Here is a 6,630-nt window from a genome sequence, read left to right on the forward strand (position 1 = left end):
TGACGATGAGCGTGACGGCGTTTATCGTCGCGGCTAAAATTTCGATCCGCCTGTATCCGAAGGTCTTTTGCAGGTTGCCTTTGCGTTCGCCGAATTTAAACGCAAACAGCGAAAGCCCGAGCGCAGCTGCGTCTGAGAGCATGTGTCCGGCGTCTGAGAGCAGGGCGAGCGAGTTCGTCGCCAAGCCGCCCGCGACCTCGATCAGCATAAAAGCGGAGATTATAAGGAAAGAATTTCTCAAAACGACTTTGTTTGACGTGTGCGAATGCGCGCAGTGGGCGTGATTTTCATGCATTTTGACCTCGTTTTTCGGTAAATTTGAGGTACATTATACCCCAAAAAATCACTTAAATTTTAGCCAAATCTCCCTCTAACTCAACGTTTACGCGCTTGCCTATGTCTTTTAGCTTGCTAAACTCTTCCACTAGCCTCGGTACGTCATCAAGCGCGATTGCAAACGCCTTAAACGCGCTATTTTGCATAAAAATCCTTCGGTTAAAATCGCGCGGATTTTAGCTGATTTTAAAATTCGCGTCAAATTTTTTGAAAATTTTTGCTGTAACTCTTTACATTACAACAAAATTTGACTATACTTCGCTCGTCAGTTGTAAGTTATAACATTATAACAAAAAATCTAAGGAGAAAAAGATGTCAAACTACAAGATCGTTTCAACGAAAAGCGAACCGAGAGTCGAGCTAAAAGACGCTCTAAATTTAAGCGGCTGCGAGCTTTCTATCAATGAGCTTCCCGCAAACGCGAGCGTGCCGTTCGTGCATTCGCACAAGCAAAACGAGGAGCTTTACTTGGTGCTAAAAGGCGGCGGCACGCTTTTTATCGACGGTGAGGAGACGGCGGTCAGCGAGGGCGACGCGATCCGCATCGATCCGGCGGGCAAGAGATGCTTTAAGGCGGGCGCGCAGGGGATGAAGTTTATCTGTATCCAGACCAAACGCGGCAGCCTGGAGCAATACACGATGGATGATGGCGTGATAAACGAGGACGTAAAGCCAAACTGGCTGTAAAATACGCGAGGCGCGCGACAAAATGCGGGCGTAAATTTTAAACTACGCGGCGCGGCAGACGGCGCCAAATGTGCGAGCGCATTAACCGCGGCGGCTGTGCGATCAAACAAATCAAATTTAAAGGAGAAACAATGAAAGTGGCAATCATTGGAGCAAACGGAAAAAACAGGTTCAAATTTGGTGCAAGAAGCCCTAAAATAAGGGAATGACGTAACGGCTATCGTGCGAAACAAAGAGTATAAAAATGGCGACGTCAAAGTAATTTATAAAGATATTTTTGAGTTAACAAAGGCCGATCTAGCTGGCTTTGACGCCGTTATCAGCGCATTTGCGGCATGGAGCGACGAGACCTTCCCGCTTCATAAAAAGGTAGCAAAACACCTAGCAGACGCACTTAGCGGTACGAAAACAAGGCTACTTGTCATCGGCGGCGCGGGTACGCTATACGTGGACGATAAGCAGACGATGGTTATGGATACGCCAAGCTTTCCTGCCGGGTACATGGGCGTCGCAAAGGCTACGGCGGAGTCGTTTTTCGAGCTAAAAGGTAGAACGGGCGTGCTATGGACATACGTCTCGCCTGCCGGAGACTACGACGCAAATGGCGCTCGCACGGGCAAATACGTTCTTGGCAACGATCACGTCATACTAAACTCGCAAAACGAGAGCTATATCAGCTACGCCGATCTTGCGATCGCGATCATTGACGAGCTAAAAAATAGAAATTTCGTGCAAAAGCGCTTTACCGCAGTCGGCGAGAGGGCGTGAGTTTAAAATTTTGCGTAATTTAGCTAAAATAACGCCGCACGAAACTAACGTGCGGTTTTAAATTTAAACCAAGGCCGGTTATGCAAATAGGACAAAAATTTTCCATCGCTATACATATATTGCTTAGCTGCGAGTTTTTTAAAGACGAGAAAAACACGAGCGAGTTTTTGGCCGGCACGATCGGCACGAACCCCGTCATCGTGCGAAATATAATCAGGCTTTTAAAATCGGCAAATTTAATAAACGTAAGCGCAGGCACGGGCGGTGCGAGCCTGGCTAAGAAGCCTGATCAAATCACGCTTTTTGATATATTTTCGGCGGTAAACGAGGGCGAAAACGACATCTTTAAAATCCACAAAAACTCGCCGCCGCCTTGTCCGCTAGGAGGCAGGATCGAGGCGCTTTTGACGCCTAAATTTGGCTCCGCGCAGCAAGCGATGTTTGATAGCTTAGCGGGCGTAAATTTGCAAAATTTGCTAGACGAACTGGCGGCTAAAAACTAAAATTTGCGCCCTTTTAAATTTTCTCGCTTTAAATTTAATCCGTAATTTAAAAAACAGAAGTGTTTGTAGTTTAAGAAAAATTTACTTATAATTCACGGATTAAATTTAAAGGAGATTTCGTGCAACCAAACGCTAAACGCGGAATAATTCAGAAATATTTCGAGGCGAATTTGCTTCTAAAAATTTTAGCCGGACTTATTTTGGGCGCCGTTTGCGGCATCATTTTTCAAGACGCAAAGGACGCGATAGTTATCCTAAAGCCTTTTGGCGACGTGTTCATAAGACTTCTTAAGATGATCATCGTGCCTATCGTTATGGCCTCGCTCATCGTGGGCTGTAGCTCTATCTCGCCTTCCGATCTGGGTAGAGTAGGGGCAAAGGTGCTGATTTTTTACATATTGACGTCGTTTTTAGCCATCATAGTCGGGCTTGCGGTCGGGCTTATCTTGGAGCCAGGAGCCGGACTGCACATAACCGGCAGCGGTGACATAGGCGGCAAAACCGCAAATGCGCCTAGCATGTCGTCGATACTCGTAAATTTATTTCCCACTAACCCTTTTGAAGCTATTGCAAAGGGCGAAATTTTACAAATCATAACTTTTAGCTTATTTTTCGGCGTCGCGCTTTCGTTTTTAAAGGATAGCAAAGACGAGAGGCTTAGTAGGCTGGGAAATTTGATCTACGACGTATTTGACGGGATCAACCACATCATGTTTTACGTCATAAGATGGATCATGGAGTACGCGCCGTTTGGCGTTTTCGCTCTTATATTTATCGTCTTTTCTCAGCAAGGCGTAAAGGCTTTCGGACCGCTTTTGGGCGTTACGGTTAGCGCGTATATCGGCTTTGCGGCTCAAATTTTCGTCGTTTATTTCTTGATTTGCTTGATCGTTAAAATCAATCCGTTTAAATTTCTAAAAAAAGTTAGATCGCCTATGTTGACGGCTTTTGTAACCAGAAGCTCGGGCGGAACGCTGCCTATCTCGATGAAAACGGCCGAAGAAGATATGGGTATCCCAAAGCAAATTTACGGCTTTGCGCTTCCCGTGGGCGCCACCGTAAACATGAACGGCACGATCATATATCTTGGCATCTGCGCGATGTTTATCGCTAACGCCGTAGGCGTGGAGCTTGACTCGGGGGCTAAAATGACCATAATACTAACGGCCGTCCTTGCCGCCGTCGGAACTGCCGGAGTGCCCGGAGCGGGTGCGATAATGCTTTTGATGGTGCTTGAATCAGTCGGTCTAAAAGTCGAGGGCGGAAGCGCGGTAGCCGCAGCGTATGCGCTAATTTTGGGTATCGATGCGATCCTTGACATGGGGCGCACGTCGATGAACGTGACGGGAGATATGCTGGGCGCACTAGTTGTGGCCAAAAATGAAAAAAAATTAGACGAAAGTAAGTGGGCGGATTAGAATTTAATAAATATTTAGATAAAATCGCTAAAAATTTAAAGGAAATATATGATTTTCATCGACGCTTGTTTAAAAAAACCCACGCCTTATACGCCCGTTTGGATGATGCGACAGGCAGGTCGGTATCTACCCGAGTACATGCGAGTTCGCTCTGCGGCGGGAGATTTTTTATCGCTTTGTAAAGATTATAAAAAAGCTAGCGAGGTCACGATCCAGCCGGTTGAAATTTTAGGCGTCGATGCGGCGATACTTTTTAGCGATATACTCGTCGTGCCCCTTGAGATGGGCATGGATCTTAAATTCGTCCAAGGCGAGGGGCCTGTATTTAGCGATCCTATCAAGACGAAAGATGATCTAGATAGGCTGGATGTTCAAAAATCGATCAAAAATTTAGACTACGTATACGATACGATCAAGCTAACGCGCGAAAATTTGGCGCAGGATAAAGCGCTAATCGGCTTTTGCGGAGCGCCGTGGACGATAGCTACGTACATGATCGAGGGCGGCGGGACGAAAACTTACGCGGTTAGCAAAAAGCTTTTATATTCAAATCCCGAGTTTATGCATCAAATTTTAGCCAAGGTTACTGCTGCGCTCATAGGCTACACGAAAGAGCAGATAAAAGCCGGCGTAAATGCGGTTCAAATTTTTGATAGCTGGGCGGCTGCGCTGGAGGATGAGGCGTATTTTGAGTTCGGTTGGAAGTATATCATGGATATAGTGGATGCGCTTAAGGCTGAATTTCCGCAAATTCCGGTTATCGTTTTTCCAAAAGGCATAAGCGGATATCTGGATAAAATTTCGGGAAATTTCGATGTTTTTGGCGTGGATTGGAGTACGCCGATCGAGCTTGCTAAAGCAAAACTAAGCCCAAAATACGTCCTTCAAGGAAATATGGAGCCTACGCGCCTTTATAGCAAGGAGGCGATCGACGCGGGTGTGGAACGAATTTTGCAGACGATGAAAAACGCGCCGCATATCTTTAATCTCGGACACGGTATTTTGCCGGACGTTCCCGTAGAAAACGCGAAATATTTTATAAAACGAGTGCAAGAAAAAAGCGCAAGATAAAGGAGGAAAGATGAACAATCTGAGCATAAAACTTAAAATTTTAGTCATAGCTCTAGTCGGGCTAATAGGTCTTGGTATCATTAGCGCCTATATGTTAAACGGTATTATCAAAACTCGCGATAAAGCCGATTACAGCGAGCGTATAGTAGATACGATCATAAATCAAAACGACTTCATTCACGAGATGCAAAAAGAGCGCGGTTTTAGCTCTGGAGTGTTAGCCGGCGGAGATAATGCTAAACTCGTGGCTCAGCGCAAGAACGTGGATGCGGCGCTTGAGAAGCTTGCGGAAAAGAACGAAATAGCTCCGGAGATAGCTAGCATTCGCTCAGGCGTAGATCAAAGGAGCGGTGATAATCTAATCGGACGTATAACTAAAATACTAAGAAAAGAGGTAATCGCTATAAACGGGTATAGTGATAAACTAGAGCCTAGCCTCGTTGATGATTTAGAACGCATTATTATCGTCGGGGAGATAAAGGAATCGTTTGGTATCTTACGCGCTACGCTAAACGGGGTTTTTACTAAAAAAAGTATAAGCAAAGAAGACTATAACAAAGTAGTCGCACTAAATAGCGTAATCAATAAATTTATGCAGGATTTCGACGAGTACAATCCAAAAGAATTTAGTGCTGAATTTGATACTATCGCTAGAAAAAAGGCGGACTTTAACGATGCGATGAATATCATCAAAAACGTAGTCACTACCGAGGATATATCATACGACCCCGCGACTTGGTTCTCAAAAATAACTCTATCTATAGATGCGATGAGGGAGCTAGAGCTAAAGCTATTAAGCGATATGAAAAATGCAGCCTCGCAGGTAAAAAGTGAAGTGACGGCACAGCTCGTATTTAGCGGTATTGTTATCGCCGTGTGCGTGCTTTTGATGTTGCTGGCTTCTATCATAATCGGTAAAAATTTAATCTCAGGTATTGATCAGACTAAAAACGGCCTTGTGAGATTTTTCGAATTTTTAAACAATAAAACCGACAAAGCCGAAACGTTAGAGCGCAGCGGAAGCGACGAGATCGGACAGATGAGCACGCTAATAAACGAAAATATCAGGCAAATCGAGGCAAATCTCGCCGAGCAAAATAGCTTCATAAAAGAGGCAAACGCATTTGTAGGGCAGATAGGCAAGGGCAACTATGTAGCCCAGCTAAACGCCGACACCTCAAATCCGGCTCTTAGCCAGCTAAAACAGACTTTTAAAGACCTACAAATCGCGCTAAAACAAGCCATAGCTGCAAACGGCGACGAGGTGTTAAATTTGCTAGAAAGCTTTAAAAATCAGGACTTTACGAAAAGACTCGACGATGAAGGCAAAGTAGCTGCCGGTATCAATGCTTTGGGCGAAGAGATAGCCGGTATGCTAAGGGCAAATTTAGAGCAGGCGCATACGCTTGAAGAAAAGGCCGAGTTTTTAGCTCGCTCGATGCAGCAAGTCACGCAAGGCGCTAATTCGCAGGCTAATTCGCTACAAGAGAGCGCCGCAGCAGTCGAGGAGATGAGTAGCTCTATGAATGCTATCAGCCAAAAGGCCGAAGACGTAACGCGCCAAAGCGAGGAGATCAAAAACATCATCGTCATCATCCGCGATATCGCCGATCAGACAAACTTGCTAGCGCTTAACGCAGCCATCGAAGCAGCGCGCGCAGGCGAACACGGCAGAGGCTTTGCGGTCGTGGCCGATGAGGTTCGCAAACTAGCCGAACGTACGCAAAAATCTCTCGGCGAGATCGAAGCCAACGCAAACGTGCTAGCTCAAAGTATCAACGAAATGAGCGAAAGCATCAGGGAGCAAAGCGAAGCTATAAATATGATAAATCAAGGCGTAGCCGAGG

The 6,630-nt window shown here is 45.7% G+C and carries 8 protein-coding genes; 6 read left to right on the top strand and 2 right to left on the bottom strand.

The window, feature by feature from the left end; all coding sequences use genetic code 11:
• Together Q0314_RS10575 and Q0314_RS10580 are read right to left on the bottom strand one after the other, a co-directional pair.
• A partial coding sequence (locus Q0314_RS10575) for a cation diffusion facilitator family transporter (protein WP_298058837.1) occupies nucleotides 1-295 on the bottom strand: 295 nt, incomplete at its 3' end.
• A gap of 52 nt (nucleotides 296-347) precedes the next feature.
• Nucleotides 348-482: a hypothetical protein gene (locus Q0314_RS10580; RefSeq protein WP_298058838.1), complete on the bottom strand. Its 135-nt coding sequence runs from the start codon at nucleotides 480-482 to the stop codon at nucleotides 348-350.
• A gap of 166 nt (nucleotides 483-648) precedes the next feature.
• Between Q0314_RS10580 and Q0314_RS10585 the strand changes: the two genes are divergently transcribed.
• The 6 genes from Q0314_RS10585 to Q0314_RS10610 form a co-directional block, all read left to right on the top strand.
• A complete protein-coding gene (locus tag Q0314_RS10585; RefSeq protein WP_298058839.1) occupies nucleotides 649-1,023 on the top strand; it encodes a cupin domain-containing protein in 375 nt (124 codons plus the stop codon).
• 222 nt (nucleotides 1,024-1,245) lie between these two features.
• Nucleotides 1,246-1,791 carry an NAD(P)H-binding protein gene (locus Q0314_RS10590; RefSeq protein WP_298058840.1) on the top strand — a complete coding sequence of 182 codons (546 nt, stop codon included), beginning with the start codon at nucleotides 1,246-1,248 and terminating at the stop codon, nucleotides 1,789-1,791.
• A gap of 80 nt (nucleotides 1,792-1,871) precedes the next feature.
• A complete protein-coding gene (locus Q0314_RS10595; protein ID WP_298058841.1) occupies nucleotides 1,872-2,294 on the top strand; it encodes an Rrf2 family transcriptional regulator in 423 nt (140 codons plus the stop codon).
• A 119-nt stretch (nucleotides 2,295-2,413) separates the two neighbouring features.
• A complete protein-coding gene (locus tag Q0314_RS10600) occupies nucleotides 2,414-3,712 on the top strand; it encodes a dicarboxylate/amino acid:cation symporter (protein WP_298058842.1) in 1,299 nt (432 codons plus the stop codon).
• Between the two features lie 48 nt (nucleotides 3,713-3,760).
• The gene (gene hemE / locus Q0314_RS10605) at nucleotides 3,761-4,783 is read left to right on the top strand and encodes a uroporphyrinogen decarboxylase (protein WP_298058843.1); all 1,023 of its coding nucleotides are present in this window, start codon (nucleotides 3,761-3,763) and stop codon (nucleotides 4,781-4,783) included.
• A 10-nt stretch (nucleotides 4,784-4,793) separates the two neighbouring features.
• A partial coding sequence (locus Q0314_RS10610; protein ID WP_298058844.1) for a methyl-accepting chemotaxis protein occupies nucleotides 4,794-6,630 on the top strand: 1,837 nt, incomplete at its 3' end.

This window comes from uncultured Campylobacter sp., from assembly GCF_938040115.1.
Classification (GTDB): domain Bacteria; phylum Campylobacterota; class Campylobacteria; order Campylobacterales; family Campylobacteraceae; genus Campylobacter_A.

Bases quoted from the DNA above. Each gene is read 5' to 3' on its own strand.
- hemE (WP_298058843.1), top strand. From the start codon at position 3,761: ATGATTTTCATCGACGCTTGTTTAAAAAAACCCACGCCTTATACGCCC.
- Q0314_RS10580 (WP_298058838.1), bottom strand. From the start codon at position 482: ATGCAAAATAGCGCGTTTAAGGCGTTTGCAATCGCGCTTGATGACGTA.
- Q0314_RS10595 (WP_298058841.1), top strand. From the start codon at position 1,872: ATGCAAATAGGACAAAAATTTTCCATCGCTATACATATATTGCTTAGC.
- Q0314_RS10585 (WP_298058839.1), top strand. From the start codon at position 649: ATGTCAAACTACAAGATCGTTTCAACGAAAAGCGAACCGAGAGTCGAG.